This window comes from Cellulomonas composti (genome assembly GCF_007990245.1).
Lineage (GTDB): Bacteria > Actinomycetota > Actinomycetes > Actinomycetales > Cellulomonadaceae > Cellulomonas > Cellulomonas composti.
This window is the reverse complement of record NZ_BJWG01000002.1, coordinates 296,054-314,420: the sequence shown is the minus strand read 5'-3', so window position 1 is coordinate 314,420 and position 18,367 is coordinate 296,054. Positions and strand designations below refer to the sequence as shown.

The 18,367-nt window shown below is 71.7% G+C and carries 18 protein-coding genes, 1 tRNA gene and 1 pseudogene; 8 read left to right on the top strand and 12 right to left on the bottom strand.

Annotated elements, in window-relative coordinates; translation table 11 throughout:
- Positions 1-42 precede the first annotated feature (42 nt).
- Positions 43-762 carry a hypothetical protein gene (locus CCO02nite_RS04000; protein ID WP_146841739.1) on the bottom strand — a complete coding sequence of 240 codons (720 nt, stop codon included), beginning with the start codon at positions 760-762 and terminating at the stop codon, positions 43-45.
- Positions 763-844: 82 nt separating this feature from the next.
- Here CCO02nite_RS04000 and CCO02nite_RS03995 point away from each other — a divergent pair, with 82 nt between their 5' ends.
- The 3 genes and pseudogenes from CCO02nite_RS03995 to CCO02nite_RS16320 form a co-directional block, all read left to right on the top strand.
- Positions 845-1,483 (top strand): hypothetical protein, encoded by a 639-nt coding sequence (locus CCO02nite_RS03995; RefSeq protein WP_146841738.1) that lies wholly within the window; start codon positions 845-847, stop codon positions 1,481-1,483.
- Positions 1,484-1,554: 71 nt separating this feature from the next.
- A complete protein-coding gene (locus CCO02nite_RS15620; protein ID WP_186812571.1) occupies positions 1,555-1,953 on the top strand; it encodes a hypothetical protein in 399 nt (132 codons plus the stop codon).
- Positions 1,950-2,336 (top strand): annotated as a pseudogene (locus CCO02nite_RS16320) (restriction endonuclease); the annotation flags it as partial. The gene CCO02nite_RS15620 and the pseudogene CCO02nite_RS16320, both read left to right, overlap by 4 nt.
- Before the next feature lie 143 nt (positions 2,337-2,479).
- Here CCO02nite_RS16320 and CCO02nite_RS16010 read toward each other — a convergent pair.
- Positions 2,480-3,040 (bottom strand): hypothetical protein, encoded by a 561-nt coding sequence (locus CCO02nite_RS16010; protein ID WP_146841737.1) that lies wholly within the window; start codon positions 3,038-3,040, stop codon positions 2,480-2,482.
- An 82-nt stretch (positions 3,041-3,122) separates the two neighbouring features.
- Between CCO02nite_RS16010 and CCO02nite_RS03980 the strand changes: the two genes are divergently transcribed.
- Positions 3,123-3,512: a hypothetical protein gene (locus CCO02nite_RS03980; RefSeq protein ID WP_146841736.1), complete on the top strand. Its 390-nt coding sequence runs from the start codon at positions 3,123-3,125 to the stop codon at positions 3,510-3,512.
- Between the two features lie 103 nt (positions 3,513-3,615).
- On the opposite strand, the gene CCO02nite_RS03975 is transcribed toward CCO02nite_RS03980, so the two are convergent.
- From CCO02nite_RS03975 to CCO02nite_RS03955, 5 genes are all read right to left on the bottom strand, one after another.
- On the bottom strand, positions 3,616-4,032 hold the full coding sequence (locus CCO02nite_RS03975) for a type II toxin-antitoxin system VapC family toxin (RefSeq protein ID WP_146841735.1): 417 nt from the start codon (positions 4,030-4,032) through the stop codon (positions 3,616-3,618).
- Positions 4,029-4,265 carry a FitA-like ribbon-helix-helix domain-containing protein gene (locus CCO02nite_RS03970; RefSeq protein ID WP_146841734.1) on the bottom strand — a complete coding sequence of 79 codons (237 nt, stop codon included), beginning with the start codon at positions 4,263-4,265 and terminating at the stop codon, positions 4,029-4,031. Before CCO02nite_RS03970 ends, CCO02nite_RS03975 begins: the two co-directional genes overlap by 4 nt.
- A 212-nt stretch (positions 4,266-4,477) precedes the next feature.
- A tRNA-Gly gene (locus CCO02nite_RS03965) sits at positions 4,478-4,548 on the bottom strand.
- Between the two features lie 125 nt (positions 4,549-4,673).
- On the bottom strand, positions 4,674-6,347 hold the full coding sequence (locus CCO02nite_RS03960) for an AMP-binding protein (RefSeq protein WP_146841733.1): 1,674 nt from the start codon (positions 6,345-6,347) through the stop codon (positions 4,674-4,676).
- Positions 6,348-6,391: 44 nt separating this feature from the next.
- Complete coding sequence (locus CCO02nite_RS03955; RefSeq protein ID WP_146841732.1) at positions 6,392-7,975, bottom strand: hypothetical protein; 1,584 nt, start codon at positions 7,973-7,975, stop codon at positions 6,392-6,394.
- Between the two features lie 162 nt (positions 7,976-8,137).
- On the opposite strand from CCO02nite_RS03955, the gene CCO02nite_RS03950 reads away from it, so the two are divergent.
- Positions 8,138-8,740, top strand: a complete 603-nt coding sequence (locus tag CCO02nite_RS03950) for a GNAT family N-acetyltransferase (RefSeq protein ID WP_146841731.1) — start codon at positions 8,138-8,140, stop codon at positions 8,738-8,740.
- Positions 8,741-8,752: 12 nt separating this feature from the next.
- Here the strand turns inward: CCO02nite_RS03950 and CCO02nite_RS03945 are convergent, their stop codons facing one another.
- From CCO02nite_RS03945 to CCO02nite_RS03930, 4 genes are all read right to left on the bottom strand, one after another.
- Positions 8,753-9,586 (bottom strand): SCO4651 family lipoprotein, encoded by an 834-nt coding sequence (locus CCO02nite_RS03945; protein ID WP_146841730.1) that lies wholly within the window; start codon positions 9,584-9,586, stop codon positions 8,753-8,755.
- Positions 9,587-9,718: 132 nt separating this feature from the next.
- Entirely contained in the window at positions 9,719-10,162 is a 444-nt protein-coding gene (locus CCO02nite_RS03940) for an LppX_LprAFG lipoprotein (RefSeq protein WP_186812569.1), read from the bottom strand.
- An 82-nt stretch (positions 10,163-10,244) separates the two neighbouring features.
- Positions 10,245-11,231 carry an aldose 1-epimerase gene (locus CCO02nite_RS03935; RefSeq protein ID WP_146841728.1) on the bottom strand — a complete coding sequence of 329 codons (987 nt, stop codon included), beginning with the start codon at positions 11,229-11,231 and terminating at the stop codon, positions 10,245-10,247.
- Between the two features lie 102 nt (positions 11,232-11,333).
- Positions 11,334-13,784, bottom strand: a complete 2,451-nt coding sequence (locus CCO02nite_RS03930; protein WP_146841727.1) for a glycoside hydrolase family 94 protein — start codon at positions 13,782-13,784, stop codon at positions 11,334-11,336.
- A 164-nt stretch (positions 13,785-13,948) separates the two neighbouring features.
- Between CCO02nite_RS03930 and dcd the strand changes: the two genes are divergently transcribed.
- The 3 genes from dcd to CCO02nite_RS03915 are packed head-to-tail and all read left to right on the top strand — an operon-like array spanning position 13,949 to position 16,143.
- A complete protein-coding gene (gene dcd, locus CCO02nite_RS03925; protein WP_146841726.1) occupies positions 13,949-14,524 on the top strand; it encodes a dCTP deaminase in 576 nt (191 codons plus the stop codon).
- Positions 14,525-14,526: 2 nt separating this feature from the next.
- The gene (locus CCO02nite_RS03920; RefSeq protein ID WP_146841725.1) at positions 14,527-15,666 is read left to right on the top strand and encodes a hypothetical protein; all 1,140 of its coding nucleotides are present in this window, start codon (positions 14,527-14,529) and stop codon (positions 15,664-15,666) included.
- Between the two features lie 60 nt (positions 15,667-15,726).
- Positions 15,727-16,143 (top strand): hypothetical protein, encoded by a 417-nt coding sequence (locus CCO02nite_RS03915; RefSeq protein ID WP_146841724.1) that lies wholly within the window; start codon positions 15,727-15,729, stop codon positions 16,141-16,143.
- 39 nt (positions 16,144-16,182) lie between these two features.
- On the opposite strand, the gene CCO02nite_RS03910 is transcribed toward CCO02nite_RS03915, so the two are convergent.
- Positions 16,183-18,348: a (Fe-S)-binding protein gene (locus tag CCO02nite_RS03910; RefSeq protein WP_146841723.1), complete on the bottom strand. Its 2,166-nt coding sequence runs from the start codon at positions 18,346-18,348 to the stop codon at positions 16,183-16,185.
- Positions 18,349-18,367 lie beyond the last annotated feature (19 nt).

Sequence of the window (18,367 nt, the reverse complement as noted above, 5' to 3'; positions counted from 1 at the left end):
GTGGGCGCGCTCCCGGTGCCATTGTCGGAGCGGGTGTGTGCTTCAGGCGCAGGCCGAAGCGGTGTGGAACTCGGCCTCGCAGTGGGGGCAGGTGACTCGACCGAACAGCCGAAGGAGCCAGCCCGCCACGTCCGCGTGGCCGTGGGAGACGCACAAGTCGAACAGCCTTGCCTCGGGGGCGGGCAGATTGCCAGGGCGCTCAGCCTGAACCGGTCGGCCGTGAGTTGTGTCGTCGGGGTCGATGGTCGCAACGAGTTCGCCGCCTACCAGCTCCAGGTAGACGTGGTCTCCGCACGAGGGGCACTCGAGCTCGACCTCCTCGTTGGGCGGGCCCTCAAGCCACCTCTGCCATGGCGAGAGGTTCTCCAGGGCCGCGACGGTCTGGAGCGCGTAGACCACGTCGGCTCGGTCGCTCACAAGATCAAGCTTGTGATCCGCGACCGGCACCAGGTCCGCTATCTCAGTGGCGTACAACTCGCGGACGGTGGCGATTTCCGGCGGCCCATCGATTGAGGAGATGATCGAAGCGAACAGGAACAGAGATGGGTCGATAGCTACGTCCGGCCGCTCGCTCGCGATCTGCGCCAGCCGCGGCAGGGCGGCATAGCTCGCCGGCGCTACAGAGCCCTGGTGGTACAGCCTCTGCCACAGGTCTTCCCAGACCGGCGCCTCCCATTGCGTCGACGAAGCCGCGGCCTCCAGGAGACCGGGGATCTCGCCTGCGCTGCCGTAGATGTCGCGGAGGCTCTGCCAATCGACCATGAGCACAGCCAACCAGGGAATCGAGTGGACGTTGGCCGCGAGTGCCTCGGGGGGTCCGACCGTGCCTGGCAGACTCTCGCGGGTGGAGATCGCCAAGGCGCGGACAGCGAAGGGCCGAGGGCGGTGGGGGCAGGACACCTACGATGTCGAACTGATCTCCGGCACGCAGTCGTGGTGGGACTCGTCCGGGACGCAGCGGCGCTCGCTTTCGAGCTTCGAGCTGGCGTGTTCGGCACCGGTGGGTTCTCGCCACTTCGCGACGGTCGCGGATCGGGACGCTTTCATCGCGGCCTCCTTTTCCGAGCTTGAGCTCGAACCGGTCGAGCCGCCCGAGGTGTGGCACGAGGAACCGTCCCTGTGTGCCGCCCTCGGTGAGGAGCTGGTCGACGTCGAGTTCGTCGAGGACTACTTCCGGCTGTTGTGGGCCGACGACTATCTCGCCGTATACGCGAACGTCGCGATCATCGAGTCTGAGCGCCGTCGGGACCAGTCCGATGCGGAGTTCGCTGCCAGGCTGTGCTCGCTCGTCGGCCGCCGCCTGGTGGCTGTAGACGAGGTCCTGGACAGGGGTCTGGTCCTGACGTTCGAAGGCCCGATCGAGCTGGAGGTCAGCCTGCGGGATGCGGCCGAAGGCGTCGTCGACGCGGCAGAGCATTCCAGCAAGGACCTGTGGTCCAGAGGCTCCCTCTGGCTGGTCGGTGAGCCGCCGTTCGAGCGGTAGCCGCCCGCCTCTGCGCTCCCGCCTGAGTCGGTCGATCCTGAATCAGGCCGTCAGTGCGCGAGGATGCCTGCATGGTCGACCCCGAGGAGTTCGAGACCATCCGCGCCGAGATCTGCGCGTCCGGGCCGGCGAGCGACGGAGACAACCTGCTCGGCATGGAGATCGACGCCTGCGCCTTCCTCGGCGACCCCGCGTACGCCGACGATGAGCCGGGCTTGTGGCAGGACATGACGGTGCGGAGTGCGCGCAACGGGGACTGGCTCATCGTCGGTGAGGCGAACGCGCGCACGGTTGACGCTTCGGCCATCGCCGACGCGCTTTCGCGGATCTGGTCGGACCAGCTTCGGTACCGATTCCGGTCCGCGCACACCGTCGTATCCACGCAAGGAACGGTCAATCTGCGAGCGGTGACCCAGACCGCGCCCGGCGGGTTCTGGGTCACCGCCGATGTGAGAGTGAGCCTGGCGTGAACGACCCGGATGACGCGGTCGCGCGGGCTACGGCGCACTACCCGCCCGCCGACCTCACTCCCGGGGAGTTCGAGGCGTACGTCACCACACTGTTCGATGCCCTCGAGTTGGGCGGCGCGGTTGACAATCTCCGCGTCCAGACGCACGAGGTCGTTCGCGGCGCGGACGGCGCCTACGACTTCGACGCGACCGTGAGGTACGAGCTCGGTGGCATGGACTTCCTGATCGTCGTTGAGGCGAAGCGGCACAAGAACCCGATCAAGCGCGAGCTGGTCCAGGTGCTGCACCAGAAGCTTCAGTCCGTCGGCGCTCACAAGGCGGTCATGGTCTCCACTGCCCCGTTCCAGCAGGGAGCGCTTGACTTCGCGCTCGTCCACGGCATTGCCCTCGTCACCGTGACCGAGGGCCGCTTCGCCTTCCAGACCAGGTCGTCGGATCCGGCTCTCCGCGGCACCCATTGTCCCGGTGGTCGAATCGCGGGGCGAGAGCCGCGAGTGAGGGCGTGTTCCGGCCGGGTGCTGCGGACTCAGCGGATCTCGCGCGACCCGATCTGCATGAGCCACCAGGTCGGGTCGAGATCGACGTCGGGCCCGTACTCCTCGGCGGGCGGCTCCGGGGTCCACAGGAGCCCCCGAAGCTCGGTGCCGGGCCATGAGCGGTCGCGTTGCCCGAGGTGGTCGAACTCGGGTGACGGCAGGTGAGGCTGCACGAGGGACGCCGACAGAGCGTGCTGAACGAACTCCTCGGGAAGCCGAACTGCGTGGGCGTCCAGGTAGTGCGCGAGCCCTTCCGGCCAGCAGAACGTCCCGTCCGAGAGCTCTGCGGAGCCGTTGTGGCACCCGCAGAATCGGCATGGCGAAAGACCTCGGTACTGGTTCACGAGAGTCCCGGTGCGCAGGTGCTCGACGACGACGTTCCGCTCGTCCTCGCTCCACGCGAGGTCAATGAAGGCCCTTGGATCCGGCCAACAGCGCTCCCGCTGACGCATCCGCTCGTATGCCGCGCCCTGCTCGACTGAAACGGACAGCCGGGGATCCAGCGCGGGGAGTTCCGCGCGCCAGTAGCCCACGAGCTGCGCGACAGTCACACCGTGATTCTGCCGTCGCCCGTCCCGTGCCGAGCGCATCGTCGTGCCTCAAGTCTCTGGCCGGCGCCCATAGGCTCGCGCTGTGATCGAGAGACTCGAGGCCGAGGCATGGGATAGCGCGATCGATCGCTACCGGGACATGCCGGCGCCTGCCGCCCAGCTCAACGTGGAGCTGCTCGAGGCCCTACGTCCGCGCTGGGAGGGCCGCGTCCGGCCTGACACGTCCATGTTCGACCTGCTGTTCACGCGGCCCGGCTCGACGGGCTACTCCTATGACGAGCGCGTCGAGGTCACCCGCGAGTCTGACGACCGGGTGCGCGTGGTCCTGACGCGGATGGTGCCCAGGTTGGGGGAGACCCGCCCTGCCGGACCCGTCGTAGTCACCGGCGACTTCGCTCGGCCCGAGAACGCGACCACGGTGGTCGAGAGCTTGCTGATGCAGCTTGCCGGCGGGGAGCGCGCCAACGCATAGCGCCTGCCGGGACGAGTCCAGCCCGGTCGCAGAGGAGGGCGCGATCGATGTGCGCGGCGGCCGAGTCGCGTCCCTCGCTGCTTCGGCGCCGCCCTGCGCGACGTCAGGCGAACGGGTCGATGAGCGTCAGGCCGGGGATGCCGGTGAAGTCGGTGGTGTTGCGGGTTGCCAGGGCGGCGTCCTGTGACACGCAGGTCCCGGCGATCTCGGCGTCGGCGAGGGCGATCGGCCTGCCTGCCTTCTCGCGGTGGACCAGGACGGTCGCGGCCGCCTGTGCGGCGGGTACGTCGTAGACGAGGATCGTGTCGGCGTAGGCCTCGAGCACCTGGTGCCAGCGGCCGGTCAGGGTGCGCTGCCGTCGTCCGGCCGGCAGGCGGCTCAGGCCTCGCTCGATCTCCTGGACGGTCACGACGCTGATCGTCACCTCGCTCTGGTCGAGCGCGGCCGCCCAGGTGAGTACGCCCGGGTCGGGCCGGTCCTTCATCAGCTCCGAGACGACGTTGGTGTCGGCGACGATCACACGAGGTCCACGTCACGCGAGGTGTCGGTGCGCGCTGGCAGGTCGAGATCGACACCGCCCTCAGGCGCGAACGCCTGGTGCAGGGAGACGAGGATGTTCGACTCGGGACGGCCTGTCGTGGCGTCGAGGATGGCCCGGACCTCGGCCTCGACCGACCGGCCGTGGCGCGCGGCTCGCTCACGCAGCCGGGCATGGGTGCGTTCGTTGAGCTGGCGGATCGTCAGGGTTCCCATCCCGATCACCTCCTGACAGCAATGCTAGCAACGGTCGTTCGGCGCGGCCCGGGGCTGAGTGTGAGAGCTGGAGTCCTCACGTGATGCTCGGCGCGAGGTGGTCGAAGCGGTCATGATCGGGACCTCATCCCTATGGCACGAGCCGACCCGCACAAGGGTCTCAGGGAGGTCCGACAGAGCCTCGAAATCGCTCTGACCTAGGGAAATACCGGAGCGGGTGACGGGAATCGAACCCGCGCCATCAGCTTGGGAAGCTGAAGTTCTACCATTGAACTACACCCGCGTGACCTTCCCTTGACCCTCGGTGCGTGCGCACCCGGGTCGCGGTCGGCGCGGATCAGCATACCGGCCGGACGCGCCGGGACGAACTCCGGGTGGCGGCCGCGGAGCCGGGCGCCGAGGACGGGCTCAGGCCGAGAGCGCGAGCACCTGGTCGCGCACGACGCGCCGCAGCACCTTGCCGACCTGAGAGCGCGGCAGGTCCGGCAGCACGACGAGCCGGCGCGGCACGGCGTAGCGCGCGAGGCGCTGGCCGCACCAGTCCCTGACTGCGGCCAGGTCGACGTCGTGGCCCTCGCGCAGCACGACGGCAGCCACGACGGACTCGCCGAGGTCCCCGTAGGGGACGCCCACCACCGCGACGTCGGCGATGCCGGGCATCGAGCGCAGCTGGTCCTCGACCTGCGACGGGTACACCTTGAACCCGCCGGTCACGATCATCTCCTTGATGCGGTCGACGAGGACGACGAACCCGTCGTCGTCGACGCGCACGACGTCGCCGGTGCGCAGCCAGCCGTCCGCGAGGAGCTGCCCCGCTGTCTCGTCGGGCCGCCCCCAGTACCCCTGGAACACCTGCGGCCCGCGGACCAGGAGCTCGCCGGGCTCACCCGGCGCGACGTCCTGCGTGACGTCGGTCTGCGAGACGACCCGCACCTCGGTGCCGGGGAACGGCAGGCCGAGTGCGCCGGGACGCCGCGTGGCGTCGAACGGGTTGCCGAGCGCGACGGGTGACGTCTCGGTCATGCCGTAGCCCTCGACGACGAGCCCGCCGGTGGCCGCCTCCCAGCGCCGCGCGGTCTCCGCGGGCAGGGCCATCGCGCCGCTGATCGCGTGCGTGAAGGAGGTCAGCGGCACGTTCGCGGCGTCGGCTGCGGTGACCAGGCGGTCGAGCATCGGCGGGACGGCGGGTAGGAAGGTGCCGGGGCGGCGGCGCTGCGCCGCGAGCACGAGCGCGGGGTCGAACGACGGCAGCACGACGAGCGTCGCGGCGATCCGTACGGCGTAGGACAGGCACAGCGTCAGCCCGAACGCGTGGAAGAACGGCAGCACGCCGAACACCACCTCGCGCCCGGGTTCGTGCCCGGTCCAGGCGTGCCCCTGCACGGTGTTCGCGACGACGTTGCGGTGCGTCAGCACGGCGGCCTTCGGCGTGCCCGTGGTTCCGCCCGTGTACTGCAGCAGCGCCACGTCCGACGAGGAAGGCAGCGGGTGGTCGGCGGGCAGGGGTCGTGCGTCGCGCACGAGCCGGTCCCAGCGCGGGATGTCGGCCGGCACCGGTCCGCGCATCGCCTCGGCGGCCTTGCGCGCCTTGGGGATCGGCAGTCGCAGCGCCCAGCGCGCCCCCGCCGGCAGGTCGGCGGCCAGGTCGACCGCGACGATCGAGCGCAGCGCGGTGCGCGACTTCGCGATGAGCACCGCCGGCACGGCCTTGGTCCAGACCAGCGCGACGGTGGCGCCGGAGTCCGCGAGCTGGTGCGCGAGCTCGTCGGCCGTGTAGGTGGGGTTGTGCTCGACGACGACCGCGCCGATGCGCAGCGCGGCGTAGAACGCGACGAGGTGCTGGGTGCAGTTGGGCAGCGCGATCGCGACCCGGTCCCCCGGCTGCACCCCGAGCCCGACGAGCACGCCGGCCGCCCGGGCGACCTCGTCGGCCAGCGCCGTGTAGGTCGTCGTGGCGCCGAGGAAGTCGACCGCGACCCGCTCTCCGTGCTCCGCGGCGGCGCGCTCGAGCGCGGCCGTCAGGGGCTCGTCGGGGATCGGCGGGAGGGCGACCGGCGAGGCGGTCGTCGGGGTGGTGCCCATGCCGCGAGCCTAACCTACGCACCCGTAAGTTACTAGAGCGTAGCCTACGGCTGCGGAGGTTCCCGGCCCGGCTCCAGCGCCGGTCCGCCAGGCCCGTGCACCGGCGGTTCATCTGGTCCACGACCGAGCCGACGGACGGCGATGGCGCAACCGGCCGTGCCCATCGCAGCGACCAGGAGCCCGATGACGACACGCTGCGCGTCGGAGCCGGGCAGCCATGCGATGACCATCGCCGTCACGACGCCGACCAGCGCGCCGAGCGCGACCCCCACGCCCAGCGTTCGACCGGCCAGAGCGATCGCGACGAGCCCGAGGACGACCGCCCCGACGAGCGCGAGCACGACGACGGCCTGGCCGAAGATCGTGTACCCGATCTCGCTGCCGAAGGATGCCAGCCGGAAGTCGAGGAGCACCGCGACGAGCGCGAGCAGGGCCGCGACGACGCCAGGCGCGATGGCGATCGTGCGGCCGTCCTCGAGACGCCGCCGCGCCGGAAGGGCGATCACCGCGGTCGCGATCGTCGCGACGAGTGCGCCGAAGAGCACCGCGAGCGGCACCGGGTAGGTCCTCACCACCGCCTCACCCGGCAGGGGCGCGGGGCCGTCGCCGAGGTACGGCTGGCCAAGCCGCGTCCAGGTGCCGTCCTCGTCGCGCTCCGCCAGCCCGTCGCCGCCGTTCGCCGCGTACACGCGGTAGCCCGCAGCGGTGGGGAGCACCGCGACGTCGAGGGTCTCGATCGGCTCCGAGTCGGTGAGTCGGGCGGTCAGGGCGGACAGCTCCTCGTCGGTCAGCGACCACTCGGGCTCCCACGTGCGCCCGCCGTCGTCGCTGCGGCTGACCCCGAGCGTCTCCGGCTGGGTCGCGCGGTAGCACACGTCCGGTTCGTCGGGGACGCACGCGGTGGCGGCCGCCGGGTCCGACGTGGGCAGCGGCGAACCGGAGTCGGTCGGCTCCGGGGTGTGCTCGACGTAACCCAGATCCGTCCAGGTCTCTGCGTCGGTCGTCGAGAAGAGGCTCGTCGCCTGTTCGCTCCAACCCGTGCCGACGACCAGCACGCCGTCGGTCACGTCGACGGACATCGTCCCGGGCGCGCCCATCGAGGACGTCGCGGCGGTCGCGAGCACCGCGAGCGGCAGCACCAGCGGCCACCTGCGCGTCGCGCGGTCGTGAGGGTGCGTCGCCGACGATCGAGCCACCACCCAGCCCAGCACGAGCGCGGGCAGCGCGAGCAGGTCGGTCGGGTCGCGCAGCACCACGCTCGGCCCGGCCACCGCCGTCCAGGCCGCCGACGCCGTCGCCGCGCCGAGCGCGGTGATCTTCACGACGACGAACGCGACCCCGACGACGATCGTCGCGACGTCGGCCACGACGTCCGGCCGCGCCCGGTGCGCCGAGCCTCGCCACGAGCGTGCAGCAGCGAGCGCGACCCCGACGAGCGCGGGGGCGAGCACGAGGCCCGCGACGTCGGACAGCTTGCCGGTCCACCACGTCCCGTAGACACGCTTGAGGAGGTGGTCGTTGAGCACCAGCACGACGAGCGCGCCCGCTGTGACGGGATGCGTGAGCCACGCGAGCGCCGCGCGCAGCTCGACCCGGTGGGTCCGCCCGCGGTCGTCCGTGCTGGTCATGGCGTCGCCATCCTGTCGTCGTGCGGCACAGCATGGCGGATGCACGGAGTGCGCGGACTCGGTCCCGCCCGGTGTGGCTGATCCGCAGCCCATCCGTGATGCGATCGGGACCCGCCGCGGCCCGTGGGGGCGCGCACGCCTCGCCCGTGATGGGATCGGGGGATGACGGCCACGCTCCGGGCGTACCACCCCGCCGACCTGCCCGGCATCTACCGGCTCTGCCTGCTCACGGGCGCGGCCGGCGGTGACGCGAGCGCCCTGTACCGCAACCCGGACCTGCTCGGGCACCTGTACGCCGGCCCGTACCCCGTCGCCGACCCGTCGCTCACGCTCGTCGTCGCCGACGAGCGCGGGGTCGCCGGCTACGTCGTCGCGACCGCCGACTCGCTGCTCCTGGGACGCTGGCTCGACGAGCAGTGGTGGCCCGCGCTGCGGGCGCAGTACCCGCGGGTGCAGGACCCGGGCGACGGCACCGAGGACCACGTGCTCGTCGATCGTCTGCACGAGTGGAGCGTGCCGCCCGACCCGCTGTACGAGCAGTTCCCCGCGCACCTGCACATCGACCTGCTCCCGCGGCTGCAGGGCCAGGGCTGGGGTCGACGCCTCATCGAGACGCTCGCCGACGAGCTGCGGACGCGTGGCGTGCCCGGCGTCCACCTCGGCGTCGACGGCGCGAACACCGGCGCGATCGCGTTCTACGAACGCGTCGGGTTCACCACCTACGCGACCTACGACTGGGGCCGCACCCTCACGCTGGCACTGTGAGTCCGCGCGGGATCAGCCGCCGAGGCTGCTCATGTCGATGATCTGGTCCGCGCTGGGAGCCTGGATGTCGACGTCGGCACCCCAGTCGGTGTAGACGACCTCCGTCGTCGCGCCGGCGATGTCCATCGACATCTTCGTGAGCCGGTTCTCCGGGCCGACCCAGAACGAGTACTCGATCGTCGCAGGAAGCGTCGCAAGCTCACCGGCCGCGCCCATCTGCTCGGTGAGCTTGGTCGCGTCGACGGTCACGCGGTAGGGCGTCGCCTGAACCCCCTCGACGTCCTCGGCGGGACCGACCTTCGTCACCTCGAGGACCGCGCCGTCGAGCATCTCGACGCTCTTCTCGGGCTCCGTGTAGCTGCTGATGTCGCCCATCATCGAGCTGAGCGGGTTGTCGGTGTCGCTCGGGTCGATCTTGATGAACTTGTCTTGCGTCAGCTCGCCCATGTTCATGTAGAAGATGCCGTCGACCATGATCATCCGGACGTCCTGGCCCGCGGCCTGGGTCTGCATGTCCATCTCCGGGCCGGCGTCCGTCATCTCGACGACGCCGACCGACGTCGTCGTCGTCCCAGCCACGGTCGTCGTCATCTTCGTCCGGTACGACGTGCCTTCCTTCAGCTGGTTGCTGAGCACCGAGACGAAGTTGTCGACCGTGAGCTCGCCCGAGGCCTCGCCGTCGTCGGGGTCGTCGGCCGGCGCGGTCGTCGCGTCGGTGTCGACGTCCTGCGTCGTCGTCGCGTCCGTGCCGGGTTCGTCGTCCGACGACGAGCCCGCGCAGGCGACGAGAGTGAACGAAAGTGCGACGGCGGCGCTGGTCGCGACGATCCGGCGGACGGCACGCATGGCAGGTCTCCCCCTGTGAGTTACGGCTGGTGCCGCTCATCGTGGCACGGGCGACCCGGTCCCGTTCCGACGCGTTCGCACCTTTCACCCGCGGTACGTCGATTCGGAACCGAACCGTGACCTCGCGTCCGGTCAGCTCTCGCCGCCGCCGATGTCCGCCAGCGGGTTGACGTCCGTGATCTCGTCGGCGCCCGGCGCGACGACCGCGATGCTCGGGTCGTCCCAGTTCGAGTAGGTCATGACCATGGCCATCCCCGCCAGGTCGGTGGAGGTGCGGACGGGCCGCCCCGCGTCGTCGACCCAGATCTCGTAGGCGTACGACGACGGCAGCGAGGCGAGAGGAGACCCGTCGTCGAGCCCGCCCACCCCGAGGTCGGCGCCCGCATCGACAGTCGCCGTGTAGTGCGTGGTCGGCACGCCGTCGACCTCCTCCCGGCCGACCTTCTGGAGCGACTGCACCGTGTCCCGCAGCGCCTCGATCCCCGCCGTCGGGTCGCTCAGGCCGCCCAGGTCGTCCGGCGCGCCCGCGGACCCCGCATCGTCTGCGGACCCCCAGAGTGTCTGCGGACCCCGCAAGCGAGGGGTCCGCAGACATTCGCGGGGTCCGTGGAAGTCGGCGACGCCGAGAGCCCGGCGGCCGCCGCCCGTGGGCCGGTCGTCAGGGGGTCGTGCGGGTCGTGATGGTGAAGGTGGCGGTGGTCTGCTCGTCGGGGGCGAGGACCAGGACGCCGGTGCCGGGTACGCCCGCGTCGTGCAGGGAGAAGCCGTCGTTGACGTTCGTCGCGGGCTCGACGGCGAAGTAGGAGCGCCCACGGGGTGCGTAGACGACGAGGTGGGAGAACGCCGGGTCGCGGTGCATCTCGACGACGAGGCCGGGGTCGTCGTAGGTCATGCGGACGGGGCGGCCGGGCTCGAAGGCGGTGAGCACGTCGTCGACGAGCGCGCCGCCGAGCCGGCGAGGGGTGCGGAAGTCGGCGCGGGGGGCGACGGGGACCGACGGGCCGGACGGCATCGCGCCGGTGAGCTCGTACGAGCGGTGCGCGGGGATCTCGAGCAGCGGGCCGGTGCCCTCGTAGGGGTGCTGCGACCCGACGGGCAGCAGCGCGCGCTCGAAGTAGGGGTGGTGGCCCAGGCCGGCGGGGAAGGGCTCGTCGTCGACGTTGCGCAGGCTCGTCGTGACCTCGAGGTCGGGGCCGTCGAGCGCGTAGGTGATGCCGGCGACGAAGTTCCACGGGAAGTTCATGCCGACGAACGCGCGCGTGTCGAGCTCGAGCGAGATCGCGCGCTCGGACAGGGCCGTGACCTGCCAGGGGACGTAGCGGGCGGCGCCGTGGATCGCGGTGCCGTCGGCGGCGTTCTGCTGCAGCTGCCAGGTGCGGCCGCGGAAGCGCAGCACGCCGCCGGCGACGCGGTTGGACCACGGGATCATCGGGAAGCTCGCGCAGCGCTCGGGCTCGCCGAGGCCGGCGAACGTGCGCGTGGGGCGCAGCAGGTCGCGCCACACGCCGTCGCCGGTGCGGATGCGGCCTGCGCCCAGGCAGGCGCCCGTGCCGGGCAGGACGTCGAGCTCCCACACGGACGAGCGCAGCGTCACCACGCGCGGGTCGCCCGCGAGCGCGGTCGTCGGGGTCGCGAGGGCGGTCACCGTGCGCGCTCCGCGCAGCGGTCGGACCCGGCGGGTGCCCCCGCCCCCGCCGGGTCCCCGGTGACCGCACTCACCGTGCCGCCGCGCTCGTTCCGTTCCACGTCAGACCGTCACCTGGACGTGGACGGTGGCGCCGGCGGGCGCGTAGGGGACGAGGTTGCCCGTCATGGGCACCCCGTCCACGACGAGACGTCCGCGGGCACCCGGGGCGCCGCCGTTCGTCACCTCGATCACGTACGTCGCGCCGCGCGCCGCACGGGTCACGGTGAAGCGCGGCACGTCGGGGCCGATCTGCGGGTCGACGACCAGCCCGTCGTAGTCCGGTCGCACGCCCAGCAGGTGCTGCGAGACGGCGACGAAGTTCCACGCCGCGGTGCCGGTCAGCCACGAGTTCTTGGCCTCGCCGTGCCGGACCGCCTGCTTGCCCGCGATCATCTGCGCGTACACGTACGGCTCGAGGCGGTGCACGTCGGAGATGTCCTCGCGGTACGCCGGCGTGATGCGCTTGTAGTAGTCGAACGCGCGCTCGCCGCGGCCGAGCATCGTCTCGCCGATGATCACCCACGGGTTGTTGTGGCAGAAGATGCCACCGTTCTCCTTGTAGCCGGGCGGGTACGTCGAGACCTCACCGAGCCGGATCTGGTACGTCGTGTACGCCGGGTACTGCAGCACCATGCCGTGGTCGGTGGCGAGCAGCTCGCCCACCGAGTCGAGCGCCTGCGCCGCCGCGCCCGACTCCACGCCGATGCCCGCCATCACGGCGAACCCCTGCGGCTCGATCCAGATCTTGCCCTCGTCGTGCGCGTCCGTGCCCACGGGGTCGCCGTAGTAGTCGTACGCGCGCAGGAACCAGCGTCCGTCCCAGCCGTGCGTCAGCACCGCCTCACGCATCTGCCCGACGAGCGAGCGTGCGCGCGCCGCGGCCTCGTCGAGCCCCCTGCGCTCGGCCAGCTCCGCGTACTGCTCGCCGTACAGGACGAACTGCGCCGCGATGAACACCGACTCGGCGGCGCCGCCCGCCTGGTTCTCGGTGGTCTGGAACGACTCTCCGGGGGTGGTGGAGAAGCAGTTGAGGTTGAGGCAGTCGTTCCAGTCGGCGCGGCCGATCAGCGGCAGGCCGTGCGGGCCGAGGTTGTCGACCGTGAACTCGAAGGACCGGGTCAGGTGCTCGAACAGCGGCACCTCCGAGCCCGGCTCGTTGTCGAACGGGACGGGCTCGTCGAGGATCGAGAAGTCGCCCGTCTCCTTGACGTAGGCCGCGACGCCGGCGATCAGCCACAACGGGTCGTCGTTGAAGCCGGAGCCGATGTCGTTGTTCCCGCGCTTCGTCAGCGGCTGGTACTGGTGGTAGGCCGAGCCGTCGGGGAACTGGGTCGAGGCGATGTCGACGATCCGCTCACGCGCCCGCTCCGGGATGAGGTGCACGAAGCCGAGCAGGTCCTGGTTGGAGTCGCGGAAGCCCATCCCGCGCCCGATCCCCGTCTCGAAGTACGACGCCGAGCGGGACATGTTGAACGTGACCATGCACTGGTACTGGTTCCACACGTTGACCATCCGGTCGAGCTTGTCGTCGCCCGAGGTCACCGAGTACGTCGAGAGCAGGCCCGTCCAGTGCGCCTGCAGCGCGGCGAGCGCGTCGTCGGCCTGCTGCGCGGTGGCGAACCGGCCCAGCAGCGCGTGCGCGCCGGTCTTGTTGACCACCTGGTGCGCGTCGTCGGCCCACTTCTCCTCGTCGGGGTTCTCGAGGTAGCCCAGCACGTAGACCAGCTCGCGGGACTCGCCCGGCGCGAGCGAGACGACCACGGAGTGCGAGCCGATCGGGTACCAGCCGGACGCGACCGAGCCGGCGGACTCCCCCGCGCGCGGGACGGCCGCCTCGCCCAGCGAGTTGTACGGCCCGACGAACGTGTCCCGGTCGGTGTCGAAGCCGTCGGCACGCGCGTTCACCGCGAACACGGCGTAGTGGTCGCGGCGCTCGCGGTACTCGGTGCGGTGGTAGATCGCCGAGCCGTGCGGCGAGTCCTGCTCCACCTCGACCTCGCCGATCGAGAGGTTGCGCTGGTAGTTCGTCTGGTCGTCCTGTGCGTTCCACAGGCAGAACTCGACGAACGAGAACAGGGTCACCGACTTGTACGCGTCGGACGTGTTGGTGACCGTGACCTTCTGCACCTCGGCGTCCTCGCCGAGCGGCACGAAGAACGTCGTCTCGACGCGCAGGCCGCGCCGTTCGCCCGTGATGCGCGAGTAGCCCAGGCCGTGCCGCGCCTCGAAGTGGTCGAGGTCCGCCTTGACCGGCAGCCACGACGGGGTCCACACGTCACCCTCGTCGTGCACGTAGAGGTAGCGGCCGCCGGCGTCGGCCGGGACGTTGTTGTAGCGGTAGCGCGTCAGGCGGCGCATCTTGGCGTCGCGGTAGAACGAGTAGCCGCCCGCCTGGTGGGACAGCAGCGAGAAGAACCGCTCGGAGCCCAGGTAGTTGATCCAGGGGTAGGGCGTGTGCGGCGTGGTGATGACGTACTCGCGCGCGTCGTCGTCAAAGTGCCCGTAACGCATGTTCGCCCTTCGCGGTGCTCGGTGTGGGTGCGCTCCCACCGTCGCTGCCGCGTCAATGCGCACAGCAGGAGGGGCGGACCGTGTTCTACGTGCGAGAGCGCTCCCATGCGCCCACGCACAGGACTATAGCGCCCAGTGCCCATCGAGGGCACTACCGTGAGCGGGTGCTGCTCTCCGACCGCGACATCCGGGCCGAGCTCGAGTCGGGCCGTGTGGCCCTCGAACCGTACGAACCGGCCATGATCCAGCCGTCGTCGATCGACGTCCGGCTCGACAAGTGGTTCCGGCTGTTCGACAACCACAAGTACCCCGTGATCGACCCCGCAGCCGAGCAGCCCGACCTCACGCGGCTCGTCGAGGTCGCCACCGGGGACCCGTTCGTGCTGCACCCCGGCGAGTTCGTGCTCGGCGCCACCTACGAGCGCGTCACGCTGCCCGACGACGTCGCGGCGCGGCTCGAGGGCAAGTCGTCCCTCGGCCGGCTTGGCCTGCTCACGCACTCCACCGCCGGCTTCGTCGACCCCGGGTTCTCCGGCCACGTGACGCTCGAGCTGTCGAACGTCGCGACGCTGCCGATCCTGCTGTGGCCCGGCATGAAGATCGGCCAGCTCTGCTTCTTCCGGCTCTCGTCGGCCACCGAGCACCCCTACGGCTCGCAGCGCTACGGCTCGCGCTACCAGGGCCAGCGCGGTCCGACGGCGTCGCGGTCATGGCAGGGCTTCCACCACACCGAGGTGTAGGGATGGCGTCGCCCACGCTCCCGGCGTTGCCGTGGCAGACGGACGCCGACCTGCGGCGACGGCACCTGCTGGCACTGCCCGCGGACGTCGAGCCCGACGAGGTCGAGGTGCTGGCCGCGAGCCGGTTCGGCGCGGCGCGCTGGGAGCAGGAGACGCAGCCCGCGCGCGGCCGCCCGCTCACCGCCGCCTTCGGGATCCGGCTGCCCGCTGCCGTGCCCGCGGCGACCGTGCTGCGGCTGTCGCGGCACACCACGCTCGTCGGCCCGTACGCCGTCACCGCGCAGGATGCGGCCGCGCTCGGGCTGCCGGGCGCCACGACGCAGGCGTACTCCGTGTTCTGCACGCGCGAACGCGGCGAGCGGCCCTACCCCGGCGGCGACCGGTACGGCCTCAAGCGCGCGTTCCCCGACGGCCTGCCCGTGCGCGAGGAGGAGCGGGTCATGCTGTGGCTCGTCGCGTGCGCGCGGCGGCTCGGCGGCGCGGTCCGCGTGGGTGAGTCCGGCGGCCCGCTCGCCGTGCTGGTGCCCGACATGGAGAGCGCGATCGACCTGACGGTGTTCGCGCCGGGGTTCGTCGAGCCGACCGAGACGTTGACGCTGGTCCAGCGAGTGCTGCCGCGCGCGCGGCTCTCGGCGCCGGAGCACTCCTGGACCGGGCCGCTGCCCGGCGCGGGGCGGGCACCGCAGGACGCCACCGCGTGGTCCGAACCGGGCGGTCGCGGGTTGCGGGTCGCGCTCGAGCAGCACGGCCTGCGCGACCCGGACGAGCGTCGCCGCGTGCTGGCCGAGTCCGCCGCGTTCGACGAGATGGCGGCGCTCGACCCCCCCGCTGCCGAGTCCTACGGCGTCGTCGCCGACCTCGGGGTGGACGGGATCGTCGTCGTCGAGGTCGCCGAGGAGCCCGAGCCACCGACGATCCTGCGGAACCTGCCGTGGACCGAGAAGGGTGCGGTCGCCTACCGGGTGCGCTGGGAGCCGGCCAGCATCGAGGACCTCGAGCTCGAGAGGCCGCCGCTCGAGCACCGCGTCGCGCGCACCAGGGTCGCCCCCGTCGTGCAGGCCGTCGCGCGGACCCTGCACGCCGCGGTCGGAGGTGAGATCGCCGACGAGGCCGACTTCCTCGTCGACCCCGCCGACGTCTGATCGGCGTACATCTCGCGCAGACCCTCCCCAAGGTGACGAATCCGACGCTAGCCTGCCCGCATGCGGACGGGATTCATGGGACGAGTGATGGCCGTGGCGGCGACGGTGTGCGGGCTCGGGCTCGTCGCCGGGTGCGGGGGCGGTGGCGAGATCGACACGTCCGCGCTGGACCTGCCGTTCGCGACCTACGAGGCGACCGCGAGCGGCGGCACGACCGGGTCGCTCGAGGGCCCGCTGAGCCTCGAGGCCGGATGCGTGCTCGTCCGCCTGGACGGCGTGTCCGTGGTTCCCGTGCTGCGCTCCGGCACGACCTGGGACGAGACGACGAGCACGATCTCGGTCGGCACCACGCAGATCGCGGTACGGGGCGCCGACATCACGTTCCGGGGCGCGCGGTTCACGACGCGTCCGGCGAACATCCTCGTGCCCCCGTCGTGCCCGCGGGTCGCCGAGTACTTCGTGGTGACCGGCTCCTGACGTCGCCGCGCGCCCAGGTCGTGCGGGCACGCAGGGCGCTCAGCGCGCGATGCGCTCCGCCAGCAGCACCGCGATGTCCGTGACCTCGGGCACGCCGACTCCCGCGCTCACGTCCTCGTCCGACGAGGCAGCGGCGGCGACGCCGTCGCGCAGCATGACCGTGCAGTAGGGGCACGCGGTCGCGATCACGTCGGCGCCGGTCGCGATGGCCTCCGCCGCGCGGGTCGTCGAGATCCGGGTGCCGATCGACTCCTCCATCCAGGCGCGCGCGCCGCCCGCGCCGCAGCAGAAGGAGTCCGCGCCCGAGCGGGGCATCTCGGCGACCTGGACGCCCGGGATCGCGCCGAGCAGCTCGCGCGGGGGTGCGTAGACCTGGTTGTGCCGGCCGAGGTAGCAGGGGTCGTGGTAGGTCACGCGGCGCTCGTCGTCGGCGGGCAGCAGCGTCAGGCGACCCTCGGCCACGAGCCGCTCCAGCAGCACCGTGTGGTGGACGACCTCGAACCTGCCGCCGAGCTGCGGGTACTCGCGGCTGATCGTGTTGAAGCAGTGCGCGCACGTCACGACGATGCGCTGCGCGCCGACCTCGGTGAGGACCTCGACGTTCTGCGCCGCGAGCGTCTGGTAGAGCAGCTCGTTGCCCGCGCGACGGGCCGGATCGCCGGTGCACGTCTCGCCGTCGCCGAGCACCGCGAAGCTCACCCCGGCGGTGTGCAGCAGCTCGGCCACGGCTCGCGTGGTGCGCTTGGCGCGGTCGTCGTACGCGCCCGCGCAGCCGACCCAGAACAGGTAGTCCACGTCACCCGCCGACTCGACGTCCGCACCGACCACGGGCACGTCGAACGCGAGGCCCTTCGCCCAGTCCAGCCGCGCACGGGCGGGCAGCCCCCACGGGTTGCCCTGCCGCTCGAGCTTGGTGAACGTGCCGCCGAGCTCCTTGGGGAACGCGGACTCCATGAGCACCTGGTAGCGGCGCATGTCGACGATCGCGTCGACGTGCTCGATGTCGACCGGGCACTGCTGCACGCACGCTCCGCACGTGGTGCACGCCCACAGCGCGTCCGCGTCGATCACGCCGGTCCCGATCAGGTCGAGCCCGCGGTGCGAGTCGTCGGCGAGCTGCTCGCCCGTCGTGGTCATGAGGTACGGCGCGGTGGCCGCCGCGTGGTCGCGCAGCGCGAGCGTGATCAGCTTGGGCGACAGCGGCTTGCCCGTGGCCCAGGCGGGGCACTGGTCCTGGCAGCGGCCGCACTCGGTGCACGTCGCGAAGTCGAGCAGACCCTTCCAGGTGAAGTCTTCGATCGCCCCGACGCCGAGCCGCGCGTCGTCGGGCAGGTCCTCGAGCGCGTCGAGGTCGACCGGCCGCCCGTCGGCGAGCACGAGCGGCTGCAGCGGGCCGAGCGCCGGCGCCCCGTCCGGTTCGCGCCGCGCGTAGACGTTGACGATGCCGAGGAACCGGTGCCAGGCGACGCCCATCGTCGGCTGCAGGCCGACCACCACGAACCACGACATCGACACCGCGATCTTCACGGTCGCGACGACGACGACCGCGGCCTCCAGCGTCGTCGGGGCCGCGGCCGCCCATGACGCACCGAACCACGCCGTGAACGGGAAGTGCCACGGGTTCGCCGTGCCTGAGCCGGCCTGGTCCGCGAGCGCGTACTCCAGCCCGCGCAGCACCAGCACGGCCACCACCACGACGAGCACCGTGCCCTCGACGAAGAACGCCTGAGCGCTGTTCGAGCCGAAGAACCGTGAGCGCCGCCGCGTCGAGTCGTCCTGGCCCGTGCGCGGCGTGCGCGCGACCCGGATGGCGACGAGCCCGACGATCCCCACCAGCGACGTCCAGGCGAACACCTCGATCGCCCACTCCAGCGGGACGAGGTGCCCGACGAGCGGCAGCGAGAAGTGCGGGTCGACGATCTGGAAGTACGCCGTGAGCAGCGTGACCACGAGCACCGCGAACGAGACCATGACCAGCCAGTGCGCCGCGCGTACGAACGGGCGGTTGGCGAACCGACCGTGCCCGAGCACCTCGCGCGCGAGCGTGCGCAGCCGCTGTCCGACCGGCCGCAGGCGCGCGGACGGCGTCGGACGCCCCACCGCCGCGGTCCGGCCGATCCGCGTCGCGCCGCGCACGAACAACGCGACGCCGACGACCGTCGCGCCGACGACCGCCACCAGGCACACCCACTGCAAGCCGCTCACCCGCCGACCCTACCGACGC